We start from the raw sequence: 21,018 nt of genomic DNA, 5'->3' as shown, positions 1-21,018 counted from the left end.
CGGTTTTTTTTTTGAACAACCGGCCCTGCAAAAGAGAACCGGAACTGCACTTTGCCTGCTGGATAGCCTGCCTCAGAACCTGTACTCGACACCAGCGAACATGCCGAAACCATCGCCTGGGGCGTAGTTCTGCCGATCGCGGTTGCCTGCAGCGTCGTAGATCGTGCTCGACGTGGCGACGTACTTGCGGTCGGCCAGGTTCTTGAAGTCGAGGTAGGCGTTCCAGCTCCGGTCAGGTGCTTCGTAGCCGAAGGTCGCTCCCCATACCGCGTAACCGGGGGCGTGGGCCGAATTGGTGTAATCGATCGGCACGTGGGTTCTGGCCCGTACGTTCAGGTTGCCGTAGAAACCGGAGGGATGGTCGTACTGCACCTTGCCGTCGTAAACCTGGCTAGGCAGACCGGGCAGTCGGTTGTTGCCCAGGCGCGGATCGCGGACGAAGCGGAAGTCGTTCCAGGTGTAGGAGTTGCGCCATACGACCTGGCTGCCGTCATCCCCGCTCCACAGGCGCAGGTCCAGTGCCAGTTCCACGCCCTGGCGCCGCGTCGGCGACTCCGAGTTGAAGGTGCGGGTCTGGATGACGCCGCCTTGCAGGGCGGTTTCTTCCTCGTCCACCACGGTCAGCAGGTCGCGCTTGACGTTCGTGCGGAACAGCACCAGGCTGCCGCTGGCGATGCCGACCTGGCCCCGGACCCCGATTTCGAAGGTATTGGCCTTCTGCTCCTTCAGGTCGAGCAGGGTGTTGGTCCTGTTGACAATGCTGTAGCGCCAGTTCAGCGGCGGGTCGATCTGGCGCGTGATGTTGCCGAATACCTGCACATCCGGCGTCACCGAATAGCGCAGTCCGAGGCGGGGTACCCAGTTGTAGCTCTGATAGTCCGCGCTTGGCGGATTGGCATTGGTCGCATGGTAGCTATATTCGGTAGTGCGCCGCAGGCTGGTAAATGCCAGGCCGCTGGTCAGCCAGAGGTCCGGCGTGATCGCGAAGTCGTTGCCGACTGCCAGCGAACGGTCGTGCGATTTCTTGAAGGTCCGCTTGGAGACCACGATGCTGTTGTCGCTGCCCTGCACCGCTCTCGCCTGACCGACATTCTCTTCCGTGCCGTTGTAGGAGACCTCGGTCCGGCTTTCATGGCCGGCCCACTGGTCGGTGCGGGAATAGCGGATCGACTGGCTGTTGTCGATCCAGCGCCAGTAGCCCGGCTGACCGGTCCTGGTCTCGCGGCTGTTGATGTGAGGATACTTGTACGTGTTCAGGCCGACCTCGAGTGTCGCATCATCGTCGAAGATGTAGCTGATCTTGAAACCGCCCCAGTAACTGCCGGGACGCGTGCCGCTGGACGCATTGATGTTGGCCGCCGCAGGCTGGCGCGGGTCCTGATACAGCTGGGTCAACGTCAGGTAGCCTGGGTCCTGGTGGTACTCCTCGCGATAGCGCAGCAGCGCACGCGCACTCAGCTTGGGACTGAAGCGGTAGCCGACGTTGGCGACCAGGCCCTTGCTCTCGGAGCGGCTCCAGCGCTCGCGGTAGCCATCGCTTTCGTAGTTGTCGAGGTTGAAGTAGTAGTCCCAGTCGCCGCTCACGCCGCCGTGGCTGATGGTGGTCTTCTGCAGGCCCCAACTGCCAGCTTCGAAACGCACGCGTGTACCAGGCGCGGTATAGCCGGTATGGGTGACGAAATTGACGGCGCCGCCAATCGCCAACGCACCATAGCTGAAGGCATTGCCGCCGCGCAGGACTTCGGTGTACGCCGTGCCCTGAGCGTTGAGAAACTCGTAGCTCGTGCCACCGGGGCCGCTGATCGGCATGCCGTCGAACAGGAACTTGATGCCCTCGCGGAATACGCCCACGCCACTGATGATGCCCGAGCCGCGGATCGATATCTTGATCGCGTCGTTGCCGCCGACCGATTCCGCAAACACGCCCGGCTGGTAGGCCAGCACGTCGCCGAGCGTGGACTTGCGCCCGCGCTCCAATTCATCGCTGGTAATCACACTGATGTTGCCAGGAACGTCCTTGACCCGGCTCTTGGCCGCCTTGCTGCGGCTGCCGGACACGACCACCGTGTCAACGACTTCCAGTGCTGCGTCAGTCTCGGCTCCGCCGCCGGCATCCTCGGCGTTTGCGCACGCCGCAGCCAGCAACATGGACAGGCCGACGGCACGAGCGATGGGCGTGTAGTGATAAGAACGGTTTTGATTGCGCTGATTTCGTTCAAATAATGAGTGCATCATTTTTCTTTCTATGATTCCCTGAAGGTCATGGCTTGCGCATCCGACGGCACCGCCAGGCGAATATCCAGTTTCCCGCTGTCTTCAGAACGACGTTGTTCAGCCGCTTCCGTCATGCCGTGTTTGCCTCGGCACGAATGGCAGCCTGTTTTTCCTTCTCGCCTTCCTCGCGTTCCTTCTCGGCGGCGATCCAGGCGGCATCCGGCAGGGTGCCGTTCAGGTAGTAGTCGCCGATCGCACGTTCGCGCAGGATCGCCGGGTTGTGCGATGCTGCCGTGCGCGCATTGCGCCAGTGGCGGTCGAAGCGACGCGTTTCGCTGGTGGCGGAAGCGCCGCCGACTTCGAACAGCAAGGTGCTTGCCTGCAGCACGAGATCGATGACGATCTGCTGGGCCTGGAAAGCCTGTATCTCGGCGTCAACGTACAGTGCCTCGTCTGCCTTGTCGGCCAGCCGTGCCTGATACACGTCTTCCAGCGTACGCGCGAGGTTGTTGACGATGGATTCCGCTGCATACGACAGGCTGGCCAGACGACCGACCACGCGTTGCACCAGCGGATCGTCCTTCGGGCTTGACGCGCCCATGACGCCGAAGGTGCGCGTCTTGCGCTGGACGAAGGCGATGCCGTCGCGCTTGACGGCGCGGCCAACGCCGGTGATCGACGACAGCAGGATCAGTTGCAGGAAGGCCTTCTGGTACGACTGTCGGTAGCTGTCCTTGCCTTCGCCACGACGCGTGATGTTTTCCGCCTCGACTTCGACGTTCTCGAAGATGGTGGTGCCACTGCCGGTCATGCGCTGGCCGAAGCCGTCCCAGTCGTCGAGTCGCGTCACGCCCGGCGAATCGGCACGCAGGGTGACGCTAACGCGCTCTTCGCCATCGGCCACCGCAGCCACGATCCAGTCGGCAAAGATGGTGCCGGTGCTGTAGTACTTACGGCCGTTCAGGAACCATTTGCCGTCCTTCTGCGTGACCGTGGCGCTGGTGCCCGTGACTTCCGTCAGCTCGGCCATCGCATAGCCGATCAGCGCGCCGTCAACCACCTTCGGAAACCAGAATGCGCGGCCGGCTTCTTCCGTATGGTTGAGCCGGCTTTCGAGGAAGGCGAAATGGCCGCGCAGCAGGTGCGAGACATTGGAATCGGCTTCCGCCAGCTCGACCAGCAGACGGAAGAATTGCGGAATGGTGGCGCCGAAGCCGCCGTAGCATTGCGGAATGCGCACGCGGCCGAAGCCGGCTTCGCGCAGCCAGCGTACCGCTTCGTAAGGCAGCTCACGCTCCTGCTCGCGTTTGACGGCGCCTTCGGCGATGCGCGCAAAGATGGGGCGGAAGCGCTGGGCCAGTTCCTCGTAGGTCGGCGGCGTTTCCGCCGTGTAGCGCTTGTCGAGGTGATGAACGGTTGCTGTTGATGTCATGGGATTACTCTTCTGCTTTGGGTTGCCCCGCAAAGGGGATGAAATTGCTTACCAGGCCACGCGACGCGGATCGATGAGTGCGTTGAGCAGATCGACCAGCAGGTTGACGACCACATAGATCAGGGCGGCCAGCAGCGTGATGCCGAGCACGATGGGAATGTCCTTGGTGTTGGCGGCATCGAGCATCAGCCGGCCCACGCCCTGCCGCGCGAACAGCATCTCGACCACTACCGCGCCGCCCAGCAGGCTGGCGAAGATGAAGCCCGACAGCGTGGCCAGCGGCACCATTGCGTGCTTGAGCGCATGACGCAGCCGCACGCCGGCTTCCGACATGCCGCGTGCGCGCGCCATCACGATGAAGGGCTGCTCAAGGATGTCTTCCAGTTCCTGCCGCAGCACTTGCGTCAACACGCCGACAATCGGCAGCGCGAGCGACAGCGTCGGCAGCACCAGCGCTTTCCATCCCTGCGAACCGGCGGCCGGCAGCCAGTGGAAATGGAATGAAAACACCAGCAGCAGCAACAGCCCGACCACGAACGAAGGCGCCGAGGTGATCGTCAGTTCCAGGCCGGAAGTCAGCGAGCGTATCCATTGCGCGCGTCCGGCCGTCAGGATCGCCAGCAGCACGGACAGACTGACCGCCAGCACGCCGGCGCACAGCGCTAACTGGATGGTGGCCGACAACTGCTGCGTAATGGCGTCCGCCACCGGAATGCGCAACTGATAGGACTCGCCCAGATCGCCCTTCGCTAGTTTCAGCAGATAGTTGGCGTACTGCACCGGCAGCGGATCGTCGAGCCCGTATTCCTTGCGTACCTGCGCCATCACTTCCGGCGTCGGCATTGCCTCCGGGCCGCCGAGAATCGCCAGCGCGGTATCGCCGCCGGTCAGGTTGATGGCGGCAAAGGTCAGCGTCGCCGCGCCCCACAGCACACCGATGCCGGCCAGCAGGCGCAGCAGGATTTTCTTGAGGTGATAGGTCATTTGCTGTCCTCCAGCCAGATGCCGAGGAAGGACGGCGTGTTGTGAGAGGTATCGAAGAACACGCCGCGTACATTGCTGCGGTAGGCAATCATGTGATGGCTTTCATAGGAGGGAACGGCCGGCACCAGTTCCGTCAGCCGGCGCTGTGCCTGGCTGTAGAGTCGCTGCAGCTCGGCCGGATCGGTGGAGTGACGCGCGCGTTCCAGCACATCGTCGAGTTCGGCATCGCGCAGGCGCGAACTGTTCTGCCCGATCAACTTCGGCGTCGTAATCGAGTGGCTGTGATAGAGGATGTAGAGGCCATCCGGCGTATTGGTATGCCAGTAGCCGCCGCCCAGCGCCTGATAGTCGCCCGCATATCGCCTGTCGGTGGCGATGGCGGTCGGCACGACTTCGATCGCAAGGTCGAATCCGAGCTTGCGCAGATCCGATTGCATCGCCACCGCCACGCTGCTCGACGCGGCGGAGCTGTCGCTGATCAGCAATGAAGCCGCCAGCCGCTTGCCGTCCTTGAGCCGGAAGCCCTCGGCATCGCGCTCTGGCCAGCCGGCTTCGTCCAGCAAGCGATTGGCCTCCGGCGCGTTGTAGGCCAGCGCATCCGCAAACGATGGATCGTAATAGCGGGTATTGGCCGCCAGGTAATCCGTCTTGGGCAGATATTCGCCAAAGCCGTTGAGCCAGGCAATGCCGTCACGATCGATCCCCAGCGCCAGTGCTCTGCGTACCCGGACATCGTCGAACGGCGCACGCTCGACATTGAAGGTCACGCTGCGGGTCGGATTGCCCTTGCGCACGCGGCTCGAAAAGCGCAGGCCGGGATCGGCGCGGATCGCCCTGGCGTTCTGCGGCGGCGCATCGAGCGTGAAATCCGACTGTCCGCTTTGCAGCGACGAGTAGCGGATCACCGCTTCCGGCACGAAGCGCAGTTCGATGCGATCCAGGTAGGCCGGCCCCTTGTGACGCGTCACCGGCGGTGCCCAGTTGTAATCCTTGCGCTTGACGAAGTTGGCACCCTGGCTGCGCGTGTAACTCTCCAGCACGAAGGGGCCGGAACCGATCGGCCGCTCGGCGATGGACCTCGGATTCTCGCGAATCTGTTTCGGCGAAATCATGCCCAGCCACGACTGCGCCAGCACGTCGAGGAATGGCGAATACGGCTCGCTCAACGTGGCCTCGAACGTATACTCGTCCACGATGCGCCCGCTCTTGTAGGGCTTGATGTAGGCAGCAGCCAGCGGCGACTTGGTGGCCGGATCGCGCATGTGCTCGAGGTTGACGCGCACCGCTTCCGCGTTGAACGGCGTGCCGTCGCTGAAGCTCACGTCGTCGCGCAGGTGGAAGGTATAGACCTTGCCGTCCGCCGATACCTCCCAGGACTTCGCCAGCCACGGCGAAATGTTGCCCTGCTCGTCCTGATAGACCAGGCCGTCATAGAGGATGCGCCCCAGCCACTGCACGTTGCCGTGCGAGATGGCATGCACGTCGAAGGTATTGGTGTCCAATGCCACCGTCGCGCGCAGCGTACCGCCGGGACGGCCTTCTTCCTTCTGCCAGTAATCGCCGGGCGAATAGCCGAGGTGGCCATCCTTGACGACACCGGTCCCAAGCGGGCCGTTTTCCTGCGCGCCCTTGTCCGCGTCGCCAGAGGAACAACCGGCCAGGCCCAGCGCCGCAGCAACAAGTGCCCCGCACACCGCCCGCCATACCGGGCGGTCTGACTTGAGACTCCCTGTCGATACTTTCATCACAACCTTTTCTTCTTTAAAACGAAACGGGACCGGCAAACGCACCAAAGCCGTGCCCGGCATGTACAGGCCAGGTGTGTTTCACGTCGCCGGCGTTGTCCCGGACACTGATCGCTGTGGCATCCCCGCTCACGATCCGCCCTGCTCCAGCCACAGGCTGGTAAACACCACCGTGTTGTGCGAGGTATCGAAAACCACGCCATGCACCTTCTTGTCGCGCGCGGTCAGGCTGTAGTTTTCATACAGTGGCACGGCGGGCACCAGCTCCGTCAGGCGCTGCTGTGCCTGGCTATAGAGCGCCGTGGCCGTGGCCGGATCGTGTGAACGGCGCGCTTCGGCCAGCAGGGCGTCCAGCCTGTCGTCGCGCAGGCGCGCGGTGTTCTGGCCGATGCGCCGGGGCGAGATGATCTCGTTGCTGTGATAGAGGATGTAGAGCCCGTCCGCCGTGTTGGTATGCCAGACGCCGGCGCCAAGCGCCTGATAGTCGTTGTCCCGCCGGCGATCCGATATCTGTGCGAGCGGCAGCTGAACGATGTTCAGATCGAAGCCGACCTTCTTCACATCGGACTGGATGGCGACGATGTCCGCGAGCGAACCGGCGCCCGAGACCAGCACGTCGGCCGCCAGCCGTTGCCCGTTCTTCACGCGATATCCTTGCGCGTCGCGCTCTTTCCAGCCGGCCTCGTCAAGGAGACGGTTGGCCTCGTCCGGAGCGAACTGCAGCGCCTTGACGAACGATGCGTCGTAGTAGCGCGTATTTGCGGCAAGGTAGTCGCTTTTCGGCTGGTACTCGCCGAAGCCGCTGATCCTGACGATGCCTTCGCGATCCACCGCCAGCGCGAACGCCCTGCGCACGTTCACGTCGTCGAACGGAAATTTTTCCGTATTGAAGGTTATTCCCCGATTCGGATTGCCCTTGCGAATGCGGCTGTCGAACAGCAGACGTGCGTCGTTGCGAATGGCTGCTGCATTCTGGGTCGGCGCATCGATGGTCAGGTCGTACTGACCGGCCGACAGCGAGGTGTAGCGGATCACCGCATCGGGAACGAAATCGATGTCGATGCGTTCCAGATAGGCCGCCCCTTCATGCCGCAGAAAATCCGGCGCCCATGCATAGTCGTCGCGACGCACCAGGCGAATACCCTGCTGGCGCGTATAACTTTGCACAACGAATGGCCCGGACCCGGCCGGCAATTCGGCGATCTGGCGAGGATTTTCCTTGATCTGTCTGGGCGACAGCATGGCCAGCCAGGACTGCGCCAGCACGTCGAGAAATGGTGCATACGGTTCGCGCAGGTGCGCGCGGAACGTATAGTCGTCGAGCACTTCGCCATTGATGTAAGGCGCGATGTAAGCCGCCGCCAGAGGCGACTTGGTGGCCGGATCGCGCATGTGCTCGAGATTGAGGCGCACCGCTTCGGCATTGAATTTCGCGCCGTCGCTGAACGTCACGTCGTCGCGCAGATGAAAGGTGTAGGTCTTGCCATCCGGCGAGATTTCCCACGATCTCGCCAACCACGGTGTCGGCTCCCCCTTGTCGTTCAGATAGACGAGGTTGTCGTACATCAGCCGCCCCAGCCACTGGGCGTTGGTGTGCGAGATCGCATGCATGTCAAGCGAGTTGGTATCGGAGGACACCGAGACCCGCAGCACGCCGCCCCGCTTTCCAGGTCCGGCCTCGAAGTAATCGCTGGCCGGATACTGGAAACTTTTCGCCGCCCCATCCTGCGGGCCCGACGCTGCACCACTGCCCGAGTCGCCCTGGCAGCCGGTCAGGAGTAGGCCTGCGGCAATCAATCTGATCACCGCCGCAGACCAGGCACCCATCCAGCCAGCCACGCTCGCTTTTTTCTGAATCATCCTGCTATCCGCCATTTCCTAGAACCGGAATGCAACACCGCTGTAGATGGAAAACCCATCACCCGGATAGAAGTTGGCCGAGTCGTTGCCGCCTGCGTTATAGGTGGTGTTGGCAGCGGTGGCGTATTTCTTGTCGCCGAGATTGCGGAAATCGAGGAAGGCTTTCCATTTGCGGTCGGGACTCTCGTAACCGAACTTGGCACCCCAGATCGTGGCCGACGGCGCCTTCAGCGTATTGGCGTAATCCACGTAGTAGCTGGACAGTGCGCGCACGTTCAGCCCCGCATAGAAACCGCCGGCCTGCTGGAACAGCAACTCGCCCTGATAGACATGCTTGGGCAAGCTCGGCAACTCGTTCTTGCCGAAGGTTGGATCGTCGCGGTAGTAGAAATCGTTGAAGGTATAAGCCTGGCGATAGGTCAGGCGATCGCCATCGGCGCCCTTCCACAATTTGGAAGCCAGTGCCGCTTCGATACCCTGGTGGATGGTCTTGCTGGCGTTGGCATTGGCGGTCAGTCCCGGATCGGAACCGGATGCCTGGCGGATCACGATGGTCAACAGCTCATTGCTGACGTTGGAGCGATAGAAAGATAGGCTGCCCTCATGCGTGTCGTTGCTGGCGCGCAGTCCGATCTCCGCGGTGGTGGCCTTTTGCGGCTGCAGCGGACGCACATAGGGAACGCCGGTGCTGCCCATCTGCCAGGTCACCGGCGGGTCGACCGAACGCGTGACGTTGCCGAACACCTGCAGGTTGTCGGATGCCTGATAACGCAGGCCCACGCGCGGCGCCACTGTACGATCAACATAACGTACCTCGCGCGGGAAAGTTTCGGTCGTGGTCAGGATGGTGCGCTCGATGCGCACGGCGCGGTCCACCTCGATCAGCGACAGGCCGGTCGACAGCGCATACTTGTCGGTCAGCTGCAGTTCATTGCCGACCGCCAGCACCGTATCGCGCGAGCCACTGTACTTGGTGTATTGGCGCTCGTTGGAACGCACGCCGTTGGCCTGGTTGTAGGCGGTCACGTCACCGTCCAGCAGACGCGTATCGCTGAAGCTGACGGTGGTGTCGCTAGGCTTCCCGAACAGCGTGTCGCCAGTGCGCAAGTAGCGCAGCGAAATGCTCGCATCCTTGGAGCGCCAGTCCTGCGGCTGCGCCGAATAGACCCAGCCGTTATCCAGCGGATAGTCGTTGTAGGCAAAGCCGGCTTCGAGCTTGGACTTGTCATCCAGCGTGAAGGTGGTCTTGTTGGTGATCAGCGTGGTGCCTGGCTTGCGGCGGCCGGACACGGCATTGTTGGCACGCGGATCGTTGCGGATCTGCGCCAGCGTCAGCGTGCTGCCGTTCTGCAATTCCTCGCCGCGATGGCGGATCACGAAACGCGTCTCGACGCGGTCGTTGAAGCGATGCCCGAGGTTCACGACGTAGCTTTCACCCGAGTTCGGCGTATCGCGCTGGAAGCCGTCGCGCTCGTTGTGCACATAGGCAAAGTAATAGTCGGTGTCGCCCGAGGCGGAAACGCCGCCGTGGCTGACCTGGTACTTGCGGTAACCGTAGCTGCCGGCCTCGAGGCTGACGAGGCTGCCGGGCGACGAACGTCCTGTATGCGTGACGAAGTTGATTGCACCGCCCAGCGACAGTGCCGAGTAGGCGAAGGCATTGGCGCCGTTGAGAATCTCCGTATAGTCCACGCCGTCCAGCGTCAGCAGGTCTTCCTGCGTGCCGCCCGGCCCCGTGATCGGCAGGCCGTCGTACAGATACTTGATGCCCAGCGAGTAACCCTGGTAGAAGGTATTCAGGCCGGAGCCGCGAATCGAGATCTTGTTGGCGCCGGTGCCGCTGGTGGCGGCGGCAAACACGCCCGGCTGATAGGCCAGCACGTCTTCGGCATTGGCGGCGCGGCCGCGTTCGACTTCCGCATTGTTGACCACGCTGGCGGTGCCCGTCACGTTCTTGAGACGCTCCTTGGCACGCTCCGCATCCTTCAGCGCCTTGGCCTTGACGACCACGGTTTCCTCGACCTGGGTTGCCGTGTCCTGTGCGGCCACTGCGCCGCTCGCCAGGCACAGCACGGCGCCGACGCTCAGAGTTCTCCATGCCATCGCATATCGCAACGACGACGACTTCACCAGCACGGGCTCAGGCAGCATCCCGTTCACCTTCTTCTTCATTCTGACCACTCCCCACGACAATTGAATTGGCTACGCGTTTTCTGACACCCAACTGCGGCACTGCACTCAGCAACGCCTGCGTATAAACGTGCTGAGGATTATCGAAGACTTCATGTACGCCGCCCGACTCGACCACCACGCCATCCTTCATGACCATGATGCGATCGCTGACGCGATGGATGACACCAAGATCGTGCGAGATGAAGAGGCAGGACAGGCCAAGCCGGTCCTTCAGATCGACCAGCAGGTCGAGGATCTGCGCCTGCACCGAGACGTCGAGCGCCGATACCGGCTCGTCGCAGATCAGGATGTCCGGCTGCGGCGCCAGCGCACGCGCGATGGCGACACGCTGGCGCTGTCCGCCCGACAGCTCGATCGGGCGGCGGTCAAGCAGCTGCGGATCGAGCCGCACCATCTGCAGCAGCTCGGCCGACCTCGCACGTGCGGCGGCAGCCGTGCGGTAGCCGGCAATTTCCAGCGGTTCTGCCAATACGCGCGCCACCGTGTAGCGCGGATCGAAGGAGGCCAGCGGGTCCTGGAACACCACCTGGATACGCCTGCGCTCGGCGCGCTGCTCGGCCGGCGTCATGCCCGCCCACAACCTGTCGTTCAGGCGCACGTCGCCGGCATCGGGCTTTTCCAGTCCAAGGATCATGCGCATCAGCGTGGTCTTGCCGGACCCCGATTCACCGACGATGCCGAGCGTCTCGCCCTTGCGCAGCGCAAAGGACACCTCGGACACCGCCTTGCGGCGCTCGCCGTTCGGCAATACGAAACTCTTGATGAGATTGTTGGCTTCCACCACCACCGGAGCCTGCCGCGCCAGCGCCGGCGTCATCTCGCTCGGCCGCAAGGCAAAGTGGCCGTCCGCGGTCTGCGCCACGCGCTGCCGGCCCTGGTCGCGCTTCTGGATCGAGAGCACGGCACCGAGCAAGGACTTGGTATAAGGATGCTGCGGATCGTGCAGAATCTGCTCGAGCGGTCCCTGCTCGACGATCTCGCCGTGATGCATGACGGCCACGCGGTCCGCCAGGCGCGAGACCACCGCAAAATCGTGGCTGACCAGCAGCATCGATCTCTGCGGCGTCTGCAGCGATTCCAGCAGATCGAGCACCTGCGCCTGAACGGCGGCATCGAGCGCGGTGGTCGGCTCGTCGGCCAGCAGCAGGTCGGGATGGCAGGCCAGTGCGGACGCGATCAGCGCGCGCTGGCGCAGACCGCCCGACAACTGGTGCGGATACTGGTGCAGACGCGTCTCGGGTTCCGGCATGCCGACCGAACGCAGCAGGTCGATCGCGCGCTCTGCACGCTGCCTCTTGTCGAGTTTGGTATGCAGGCGCAATGGTTCGGCCACTTCCTCGCCCACGGTACGCAGAGGATCGAGCGAACCCAGCGCATCCTGCATGACGAAGCCAATTTGACTGCCACGAATCGAGCGCCAGTCGGCCTCGCGGAAGGAGCGCAGATCGGCACCGTCGAATTGAAGACGCTCGGCCGTCACCTGGCTGCGCCGTCCCGTCAGGCCGACCAGCGTTCTGGCGGTCACGCTCTTGCCGGAACCGGATTCGCCGACCAGCGCCAGGCATTCGCCACGTCGGATCGAGAAGGAGATGCCCTTGACGACCTCCTTTCCGCTCTCGCCGAATCGCACTCTCAGGTCGACCACTTCCACCAACGGAGACGCCTTGCTGCTCACAAAACCATTCATTCGGCCTTGCCCTCGCTGCGCAACAACAGTTGTCTTCCCAGTGCCGTGATGGAGATGACCGTCAAGGTAATCGCCAGTGCGGGTGCGGTAACGATCCACCATGCGTTGGAAATGAAATTGCGGCCGACCGACAGCATCGCGCCCCATTCCGGCGAAGGCGGCGGCGCACCGAAGCCAAGGAAGCTCAGCGCCGCGCCCGCTGCGATCTTGCCGCCAACGCCGATCGCGGCAAGGATCAGAACCGGCTTGATCGAATTGGGCAGGATGTGACGGAAAATCAGCGTTATGGGCCGCAAGCCCAACGTGGTCGCCGCCTCGACGTATTGCGCGTGCCGGATCGCATGCGTCTGCGCACGGATCAGTCGTGCATAGCGCGGCACGCTGGCAATGCCGATCGCGACCACCGCATTGAACATGCCCTGCCCCCAGAAAGTGATGATCACCAGCGCCAGCAGCAGATCGGGGAATGCCAGCAGCACATCGATGCCGCGCATCAGCGTACTGTCGACAAGACGATGACCAAGCCCGGCGAGCAACCCGATCGCCACGCCGAGCATGAGACCGATCACGGTCGCCGCGATACCCATCAGCAGCGACGGACGCACGCCGTAGATGAGACGTGTCAGGATGTCGCGCCCGTTCTCGTCGGTACCCAGCCAGTGCGCGGCACTCGGCGCGCGGAAGGCATCGCGTGCCGAAGCGGCCAGCGGATCGCCCGATACAAGCAGACTTGGCCACAATGCGGCCACGATCAGGAACGAGACAAACAGGCCTGCCAGCAGAAGTCCCGGCCGCAACGTACGGAGCGCTGCGGGGAAACGCCAGCGAACCTTGCCGGCCGCGAAGTCGGCGCCGCCGACAAATTCCCTGCCTTCGAGTTGAAGCGTGGTTCCGGTTTGCATGAGAATCCCGCCTTCCCTCAGCCCGCCAGCAAGGCGTTGCGTTCTTCTTCGTACTGGCTGCGCGGGCGAGTCAGGCCCAGGTGATCGCGCAGTGTCGTGCCCGTGTATTCGGTACGGAAGATGCCGCGCTTGCGCAGCAATGGCACCACCTCATCGACGAAGATCTGCGCGCCCGACGGAAACATGTCCGGCATGATGTTGAAGCCGTCGGCCGCACCGGACAGGAACCATTCGGTCAGGGTGTCCGCGATCTGCTCGGGCGTGCCGACCGACAGCCGATGACCGCTGCGGATGCGGCGCGAGAGCTGGCGCACCGTCAGATTCTCGCGCCGCGCCAGATTGATTTGCGCCTCGAAGAAACCGTGCGAACTCTTGGTGACATCGCGCACATCGCCGATCTTGTGCCACGGCAGCGGTGCATCCAGATCGAGCTCCGACACGGCGATGCCGATGCGCGCCGCAATCTGTCCCGCCAGTCCCAGCTCGCCCTGATAGGAATCGAGTTCGTCGCAACGGCGATGCGCCTCTTCCTCGGTGCTGCCGATGACCGTCGACAGGCCTGGCATGATCTTCAGCGAATCCGGATCGCGCCCCCACTGCTGCGCGCGCTGCTTCATTTCCTTGTAAAAGGCCTGGCCGTCGGGCAGCGTGGTCTGCGTGGTGAAGATGGCATCGGCATAACGCGAGCCGAGCGACTTGCCGCCTTCGGACGAGCCTGCCTGCACCAGTACCGGACGCCCCTGCGGCGAACGCGGCACGTTGAGCGGACCTCTGACCGAAAAATGCGCGCCCGCATGGTTGATTTCGTGGATCTTGGATTTGTCGGCAAACACGCCGTTCTGCCAGTCGTTGATGATGGCGTCGTCTTCCCAGCTGTCCCACAGCCGGCGCGCGATGTCGACGAACTCGGCGGCGCGGCCGTAGCGATCCGCATGCAGCGGCGCACCGGTCAGGCCGAAGTTCTGCGCTGCGATGTCACCCGCCGTGGTCACGATATTCCACGCCGCGCGACCGCCACTGATGTGGTCGATGGAGGCGAGACGCCGCGCGAGGTTGTAGGGATCGTTGTAGGTGGTGGACGCCGTGGCGATCACGCCGATATGCTTGGTCGCCAGCGCCACCGCCGTCAGCAGCACGGTCGGTTCCAGCCGACCGCCAGGATGATGCGACACATCCCCGCCCAGCGCCGGACCGTCGGCCAGGAAGATCGCATCCAGCGTACCGCGCTCGGAAATCTTCGCGATGTTGACGAAGTAATCGACATCGAGCAGCGAACTGGAAGGCACCTCCGCCAGCCGCCATGCGGATGCGTGGCCGCCCAGGCCGAGAATGTTCATGCCGATGCTCATTTGACGTTGAGACGCTGCCATCACCCTTTTCCTGTTCTGCGGCATTGCCGCATTGCTGATTAGAGGACGAAACTTACAGGCAGCGAACGCGCGTCACAAACAATAAAAAATGCGATCCATAGCACGCAAAGTCGAATATCGTTCAGCGAAATATGTCATTGATGAATCCGCTGCAGAAATCGACACGCAAAAAAAAGCCCGCATCTAAATGCGGGCCAAGGTCTTCAATACAGAGGACGTTCAAGAGACGACTTGACTATATGCTCAACCATCCATGATGGCGACGAATCATTTCGCAGTAGCACATGCGAAATACGAATATGGCAAAGGCATCGCTGCCGGATGCACATTTCTTGAGCAAGGTTATGAGCGCCTCCTTTATAAGCATATTCAGACAAATTCGTTGTCATTGGAATCGAACCGTTTCTATGATTACCCGCATCCCTCGCAAGAGGATCGCAGTCCATGTTCGGATGCAAAGCAGTACCGCAGGTTGAAACCCCTGCGCCGAACGGGACATCGTTTTCACATTGCATTGAATCAATACAAGAGGTGTCATGAATTTTCAGCAGCTAAGGTTTGTGCGTGAGGCCGTCCGCAACAATCTCAACCTGACCGAGGTTGCCGCCGTGCTCTACACCTCGCAATCCGGCGTCAGCAAACAGATCAAGGATCTGGAGGACGAACTCGGCATCGATCTGTTCGTACGCTCCGGCAAACGTCTCACTTCGCTGACGCGCGCCGGTACCGGCGCGGTCGAGATCGTGCAGCGCATCCTGATGGAAACCGAAAACCTGCGCCGCTACGCGAGCCATTACTCCGGCGTGGATTCCGGGCGCCTGATCATCGCCGCCACCCACACGCAGGCGCGCTACACGCTGCCCAAGGTCATCGAGGCCTTCACAACCGAATTCCCGAAGGTGAAGCTGGAGCTGCACCAGGGCACGCCGAATCAGGTGGCGACGATGATCAACAGCGGCGAGGCCGACATCGGCATTGCCAGCGAAGTGCTTGACCAGTCGCCGGAGATTCAGGCCTTCCCATGCTTTTCATGGAGTCACCAGGTCATCGTGCCGAAGGATCACCCGCTCCTGAAGAAGGCGCCGGTCTCGCTGGAAGACCTGTCGCATTTCCCGCTGATCACCTACAACCCGCAGTTCACCGGCCGCAAATGCGTCGACGCCGCCTTCAGCAGTGCCGGCCTGGAGCCGGATTTCCGCCTGACCGCCATGGACGCCGACGTCATCAAGACCTACGTCAAGCGTGGCCTGGGCATCGGCATCGTTGCCGAAATGGCGCTCGACGGCATCGAAAACGAAGGCCTTGTGGTGTTGCCGACACAAGGACCGTTGTTCGGTTCGTGCACCACGCTGGTGGCGGTGCGCAGCGGCGTCTTCCTGCCCTCGTTCGCCTATCGCTTCATCGAAACCTTTGCGCCCAAGCTCAAGCTCGAAGACCTCAAGGCGGCATGAGTGCCCCGCTCCTGTCCGTCATTCCGGAAAGCTTCGAAACCGAACGCCTGCTGATTCGGGCGCCGCTGCCGGGTGACGGAGCAGCGGTCAACCATGCCATCCGGGACAGTATCGATGAACTTCGCCCCTGGATGCCATGGGCACAGGCCGTACCCAGCGTGGAACAGTCGGAAGAAAACATACTGCAGGCACGGCAAAAATTCCTGGACAGGACCGACTTGCGCCTGCTGCTGATCCGCAAGGAAACGGGCCAATTGATCGGCAGCAGCGGGCTGCATCGGATCGACTGGACCGTGCGTGCATTCGAGATTGGCTACTGGGTCCGCAGCACCGAGGCGAGACATGGCTATATCACGGAAGCGGTCCGCGGCATCGCCCGATATGCCATTGATGAGCTGGGGGCGAATCGGATCGAGATTCGCTGCGATGCACGCAATATACGCAGCGAGAACGTCGCGCGCCGCAGTGGCTTCACGTTCGAGGGTATCCTGCGCAATGAAAAGCGCGGCATGGACGGCACGCTGAGGAACACGCTCTTGTTTTCCAGAGTACGCGGCGTGGAATACTGATCATCCTTCGACCGGCCGCGAAGACGCCGATGCCGTTCAGCCGATACGGCGCGCATGCACCAGCAGAAAAGGCGGCCTGTGCCGCTCCCTTTCCCATTCGGGCCGCTGTGCCACCTGCTGCGTATCCGGCCCCCATTCATCCAGGTGCACGAGCGCAAAGCCGGCGGCAAGCAAGGGATTCAGGTAACCGGCAATCGTGCGGTGCTGTTTGACGACACCCGGCGCAAGCCAATCCGTCGTGCGCGCTCCTTCCTGCAGATAATCGTTGACCGGCCAGACCGGCCCGCCATGTCGCTCCTCCCATCCCTGACGATCCGGTGCCGTCACCAGCGGATGCTCGACGGAAAACAGAAAATCGCCCCCCTCCTCCAGCGCTCCATGGATTTCCCCGAACAGCCGCGGCAAGTTTTCCAGGTAATGCAGGACCAGGGAACTGTAGACGAGATCGAAGCCGCTTCTGCCCAGACGTACATGCTCGAGATCGGCATGGCGGTATGCGATACGCCTGTCCGTTGTACTGGCGCGGGCGCGGGTCAGCATGTTTTCCGATACGTCCAGGCCGAGCACCGTATCCGCACCCTGCTCCGCAGCCCAGCGGCAGAACCAGCCGAAACCGCAACCGAGATCGAGTACACGCGCACCGCGCAGATCTTGAATCCTCGCCCGCAGGGCCGGCCACTCCGGCGCGCCGTCCAGCCCTTTCAAAGACCGTTCGAGTCCGCTGTAGGCCTCGAAGAAACTGGCGTCATCGTAGATGTTCTGCGTCATCTCCGCGCTTTTCTTGTCGGTATTCAGGTATGCGGAACGTGCTCCGCCTCGTCTTCCGCCACCACGTCGTCGAACGACTCGTTGCTGCTAGCATGCAGCTTGGCATACAGCCCATCGTTTTCCAGCAGCTGTTCGTGTGTTCCCTTCTCGAGGATGCGGCCCTTCTGCAGCACGACGATGACGTCTGCGTCGCGAATGGTCGCCAAACGGTGGGCGATGATGATCGTGGTGCGTCCCTTGCGCAGCACGTTGAGCGCGCGCTGGATCTCCAGTTCGGTGAAGCTGTCGATGTTGGCGGTCGCCTCGTCGAGGATCAGAATCTTCGGCTTGGCAAGCAGCGCGCGTGCGAAGCTCAACAACTGGCGCTGGCCGATCGACAGGTTGCGACCGCGCTGGCCGAGCACGGTGTCGTAGCCGTCGGGAAGACGCACGATGAAGTCGTGTGCGCGCACGGCCTTGGCTGCTTCGATCACGTCTTCCATGCTGGCGTCGGGAATCCCGTAACGCAGATTGTCGATCACCGTGCCGCTGAACAGGAACGGCTCCTGCAGCACCATGCCGACGCAGCGGCCCAGCGAATCCAGCGTAAGGTCGCGCACGTCCTGCCCGCCGACTTTCACTTCGCCCTCCCACACATCGTAGAAACGATGGATGAGCGCGGCGATGCTGGTCTTGCCCGATCCGGTGGGACCGACCAGCGCCACGGTCTGATACGGCGCGATGTGCAGATCTAGCTCGTGCAGCACGGGCTGCCCCGGCCGGTAGCCGAAGGTGACGCGGTTGAAATCCACCGAGGGCGGCACGTCCTGCAATTGCACGGCATCCGGCTTGTCGCTCAGGTCAACCGGAATGTCGAGCACCTCGAAGATGCGATTGCCCGAAGCCATCGCGCGCTGCATGACCGTATATTGCATGGTCAGCGTGCGGATCGGATCGAAGAAGCGCTGCACGCAAAAGATGAAGGCGACCATGACGCCGACGTCGAGCTCGCCGGAGACGACGGAAGAGCCGCCGACCACGACCACGATCGCCATCGCGATCCCGGTCAGCGTATCCACGGTCGGCATCATGACCTGTGAGGCGCGCGAGGAACCGATCTGTGCCTGCAGGTTCTCGGTGGCGCGCACGTCGTAGCGTTCGAGGTTGACTGCCTCGCGGCGGTTTTCCTGGACCGTGCGGATGCCGTTGATGTTCTCCGCCAGTGCCGCATTGACGCTGGACGATGCCTCGCGTGCACGCGTGAACGCCTTGCGCGCCCACGGCAGCCAGACGCGCCGGATGACGAACAGCAGCGGCAACACCGCCAGCGTCAGCAGGCCGAGCTTGGTATCCATCGTCAGCAGCACGCCGATGATGCCCAGCAGCAGGAAGAAATCGCCGACGGCCGAGACCGAGGTTTCCATGAATTCCTGCAGCGAGTTCACGTCGCCCTGCAGGCGCGACATGAGCCGCCCAACCTGAGTCCGATCAAGGATGGACAGCGAGACCTGCTGCAGATGGTTGAACATGGCGCGCCGCAGATCGAAGATCACGCGCTGCGCCAGGCGCGCCGCCACCCATTCCTGGAAGAAATTGGACACCGCGTTCAGCACGATCAGCGCCACGAATACCGCCAGCACCGCATTGAACGGATAGGTGGCATTGCCAACCGCGCTGTCAACCGCGTACCGCACCGTGACCGGGATCGATACCTGCGCCAGCGTGAACACCGCCACGGTCAGGACCGTCGCCGCCAGTGCGCCCTTGTGCGGACTGATGTACTTCCACAGGCGCGACATGACACGGCTGTCGTATCGCGCAAAAATTTCCTCGCCGCGCTCGATGGCGGCTGGCTGGCCTTTCGGCTGTGCTTGCTTGCTGCTCAAAATGTCAACTCCGCTTGGTGTGTGCCGTCCTTGGCAGAAGTGGTTTCCTGGTGAGCTGGTGCGTGCGGCTGTTCTCCGCGATTCTGCAGCGCCCACAACTCCGCGTAATGGCCATCTGCTGCGACCAGTTCGTCGTGCGTGCCACGTTCGACGATGCGGCCTTCATCGAGCACGATGATGTGATCGGCGTGGCGCAGCGAGCTCAGGCGATGCGCGATGATGATGGTGGCGGTGTTCTTCAGCGTTTCCTTCAGTGCGGCGCGCACGCGCTGCTCGGTGGCCGGATCGATGGCGGCGGTGGAATCGTCGAGGATCAGCAGCGCCGGATTGTCAAGCAGGGCGCGCGCGATCGTCATGCGCTGGCGCTGGCCGCCCGACAGCGCCACGCCTCGTTCGCCGACGCGCGTGGTGTAGCCCTGCGGCAGTTGTGCCACATGCTCGTGGATCTGCGCGGTGTCGGCCGCCTCGATCACGCGCTCTTCCTCGGCCTGCGGTTCGGCATAGGCGACGTTGTTGTGCACCGAGGTATCGAACAGGAAGTTCTCCTGCTGCACCAGCCGCACCGCCTTGCGCAGCGATGCCAGTTGCAGGGTGCGCAGGTCCTGGCCATCGATGGAGATGCTGCCGGCAGCCGGATCGTAGAAGCGCGGGATCAGATGCGCGATCGTGGATTTGCCGCTGCCCGGCGGACCGACGATGCCGAGCACCTCGCCCTTGCGTACCGTGAAGCTGACGTCGGACAGCACTTTCTTGGCGGCCTCGCCTTTTGCATACGAAAAGCCAACCGAGTCGAACCGCAGCAATCCTTGCGTGACGACCAGCGGTTTCGCCTCGGGCGCATCCTGAATATCCGGCACGGAATCCAGCACGTCGAACAGACGAGCGCCGGACCCGGTTGCGCGCGCACTGGCATTGATGATCATGCCCACCTGGCGCAGCGGTTGCTGGAGAATGGTGATGAAGGTCAGGAACTCCGTCAGCAACCCCACCGTCAGCGTGCCGGCTGCGATCTGCTGACCGCCCACCCACAGCACCAGCGCCATGGAAATGTAATAGGCGAGCGTCATCGCGCTCAGCGAACTCATGCGCTGCGTGATGCGATGATTGGACAGCCGCAATGCAGCGTCCGAAATGCGATCGAACTTGGCCATCTCGAATGCGCCGGTGGTAAAGGCACGCACCACGCGCACACCCTGCAGGTTCTCTTCCATGTTCAGCGTCAGCTCCGCCATCATCTTCTGCAGACGCTGCCAGCTCACGCGCAGCTTGAGTCCCGTGGTCACGGCATTCCATGCCACAAACGGCACGAAGCTCAGGGCCAGCAGGCCCAGCGTGACGTCGATGCTGAGCAGGCGCCACGAGCCGACACCGAGCAGCAGGGTCAGCGTAATGACACGCAGCACGCCGAACTCCAGAAAAGCGCGTACACCTTCGAGATCAAGCATGCCGCGCGCGATCAGGTCGCCGGTGTGAATCTTGTCGTGGTAGCTGAAGCTCAGGCGCTGCAGTTTTTCGAAGAAGGCCATGCGCAGGTCATAGCCGACCTTCTGCGCCAGCGTCTCTCCCAGGTAGCCCTGCAATCCCGTCATGATGCCGCGTACCGCGCACACACCGACGATCAATGCGCCGCTGACAAGCAGCGACACCTTGACGGCACTGAAATCGCCCTGCGCCTCGGCCACCAGATGGCCGGCCTGATCGACCGCATTGCCGAGCAGCAGCGGCATCAGCAGGTTGAACACGGCGGCACCCAGCGCCGCCATGATCGCGAACGTGCAATGCCACGGATAGCGGATCGCCAGCCGTGTCAGACGGCCCAGCACTTCGGGCATGGCCTGCACGTCGATGTGCTCCGAGTGGTGTGGCAGCACCTTGGTTCTTTTCGTCCGATCCGGTTTGACTGCGGAATCGGTGGCGGCCGCGTCTTCGGGCTCACCCGTCGCGGCAGTGGAAGAAATACTCATGTCTTGTCCAGTTC

General features: G+C 62.6%; 14 protein-coding genes. 2 read left to right on the top strand and 12 right to left on the bottom strand.

Annotated elements, in window-relative coordinates; all coding sequences use genetic code 11:
* Positions 1–72: 72 nt before the first annotated feature.
* From IEV38_RS13520 to IEV38_RS13480, 9 genes are all read right to left on the bottom strand, one after another.
* A complete protein-coding gene (locus IEV38_RS13520) occupies positions 73–2,148 on the bottom strand; it encodes a TonB-dependent receptor family protein (protein WP_188396925.1) in 2,076 nt (691 codons plus the stop codon).
* 196 nt (positions 2,149–2,344) lie between these two features.
* Positions 2,345–3,646: an acyl-CoA dehydrogenase family protein gene (locus IEV38_RS13515; protein ID WP_188396923.1), complete on the bottom strand. Its 1,302-nt coding sequence runs from the start codon at positions 3,644–3,646 to the stop codon at positions 2,345–2,347.
* 48 nt (positions 3,647–3,694) lie between these two features.
* A complete protein-coding gene (locus IEV38_RS13510) occupies positions 3,695–4,630 on the bottom strand; it encodes an ABC transporter permease (RefSeq protein ID WP_188396921.1) in 936 nt (311 codons plus the stop codon).
* Entirely contained in the window at positions 4,627–6,375 is a 1,749-nt protein-coding gene (locus IEV38_RS13505; protein ID WP_188396919.1) for an ABC transporter substrate-binding protein, read from the bottom strand. The genes IEV38_RS13510 and IEV38_RS13505 overlap by 4 nt, the downstream gene beginning before the upstream one ends.
* Before the next feature lie 129 nt (positions 6,376–6,504).
* Positions 6,505–8,235, bottom strand: coding sequence for an ABC transporter substrate-binding protein (locus IEV38_RS13500; RefSeq protein ID WP_188396917.1), 1,731 nt, complete (start codon positions 8,233–8,235; stop codon positions 6,505–6,507).
* An 18-nt stretch (positions 8,236–8,253) separates the two neighbouring features.
* Positions 8,254–10,386, bottom strand: coding sequence for a TonB-dependent receptor family protein (locus IEV38_RS13495; protein WP_188396915.1), 2,133 nt, complete (start codon positions 10,384–10,386; stop codon positions 8,254–8,256).
* Complete coding sequence (locus IEV38_RS13490) at positions 10,376–12,103, bottom strand: dipeptide ABC transporter ATP-binding protein (RefSeq protein WP_229729051.1); 1,728 nt, start codon at positions 12,101–12,103, stop codon at positions 10,376–10,378. The genes IEV38_RS13495 and IEV38_RS13490 overlap by 11 nt, the downstream gene beginning before the upstream one ends.
* Before the next feature lie 8 nt (positions 12,104–12,111).
* Positions 12,112–13,017 (bottom strand): ABC transporter permease, encoded by a 906-nt coding sequence (locus tag IEV38_RS13485; protein ID WP_188396910.1) that lies wholly within the window; start codon positions 13,015–13,017, stop codon positions 12,112–12,114.
* Between the two features lie 17 nt (positions 13,018–13,034).
* Complete coding sequence (locus IEV38_RS13480) at positions 13,035–14,387, bottom strand: LLM class flavin-dependent oxidoreductase (protein WP_188396908.1); 1,353 nt, start codon at positions 14,385–14,387, stop codon at positions 13,035–13,037.
* Between the two features lie 536 nt (positions 14,388–14,923).
* Here IEV38_RS13480 and IEV38_RS13475 point away from each other — a divergent pair.
* Positions 14,924–15,838, top strand: coding sequence for a CysB family HTH-type transcriptional regulator (locus IEV38_RS13475; RefSeq protein ID WP_188396906.1), 915 nt, complete (start codon positions 14,924–14,926; stop codon positions 15,836–15,838).
* Positions 15,835–16,407: a GNAT family N-acetyltransferase gene (locus IEV38_RS13470; RefSeq protein ID WP_188396904.1), complete on the top strand. Its 573-nt coding sequence runs from the start codon at positions 15,835–15,837 to the stop codon at positions 16,405–16,407. Before IEV38_RS13475 ends, IEV38_RS13470 begins: the two co-directional genes overlap by 4 nt.
* A gap of 36 nt (positions 16,408–16,443) precedes the next feature.
* On the opposite strand, the gene IEV38_RS13465 is transcribed toward IEV38_RS13470, so the two are convergent.
* Genes IEV38_RS13465 through IEV38_RS13455 form a run of 3 tightly spaced genes read right to left on the bottom strand, consistent with a single transcriptional unit; the run spans position 16,444 to position 21,004 of the window.
* Positions 16,444–17,175, bottom strand: coding sequence for a class I SAM-dependent methyltransferase (locus tag IEV38_RS13465; RefSeq protein ID WP_188396902.1), 732 nt, complete (start codon positions 17,173–17,175; stop codon positions 16,444–16,446).
* 23 nt (positions 17,176–17,198) lie between these two features.
* On the bottom strand, positions 17,199–19,040 hold the full coding sequence (locus tag IEV38_RS13460; RefSeq protein WP_229729050.1) for an ABC transporter ATP-binding protein: 1,842 nt from the start codon (positions 19,038–19,040) through the stop codon (positions 17,199–17,201).
* Positions 19,037–21,004 carry an ABC transporter ATP-binding protein gene (locus tag IEV38_RS13455; RefSeq protein WP_188396901.1) on the bottom strand — a complete coding sequence of 656 codons (1,968 nt, stop codon included), beginning with the start codon at positions 21,002–21,004 and terminating at the stop codon, positions 19,037–19,039. The genes IEV38_RS13460 and IEV38_RS13455 overlap by 4 nt, the downstream gene beginning before the upstream one ends.
* Between the last annotated feature and the right edge of the window lie 14 nt (positions 21,005–21,018).

This window comes from Oxalicibacterium flavum, from assembly GCF_014635065.1.
GTDB lineage: Bacteria > Pseudomonadota > Gammaproteobacteria > Burkholderiales > Burkholderiaceae_D > Oxalicibacterium > Oxalicibacterium flavum.
The sequence above is the reverse complement of the archived record's forward strand: the minus strand, read 5'-3'. Positions and strand labels throughout refer to the sequence as shown.